Below are 232 nucleotides of genomic sequence, written 5' to 3'. Positions count from 1 at the left end.
CGAGTTGATGAAAATGTCGGGTGGTCAGCGGTTGTTCCGGACGCCGGCCTGGGAGCGCTTCTGCGACGCCAGGGCCGTGGCCCCGCGTCCCAGCGCCACCTGACCTGACTGCACGAGTTCGGTGATGCCGTGCGGTTCCAGCATGCGCACCAACGCGTCCAGTTTCTCATGACTGCCCGTGGCCTCGACCGTGATCGTCTCGTGCGAGACGTCGACAGCCTTGCCGCGGAAC

Annotated in this window: 1 pseudogene; it reads right to left on the bottom strand. The window is 65.9% G+C overall.

Annotated elements, in window-relative coordinates:
* Nucleotides 1-24: 24 nt before the first annotated feature.
* Nucleotides 25-232, bottom strand: a pseudogene (locus Q5762_RS39820) (hypothetical protein); the annotation flags it as partial.

The organism is Streptomyces sp. P9(2023) (genome assembly GCF_032436795.1).
Classification (GTDB): domain Bacteria; phylum Actinomycetota; class Actinomycetes; order Streptomycetales; family Streptomycetaceae; genus Streptomyces.
Note: the sequence above shows the minus strand (reverse complement) of the source record. Positions and strands in the feature narration are given on the sequence as shown.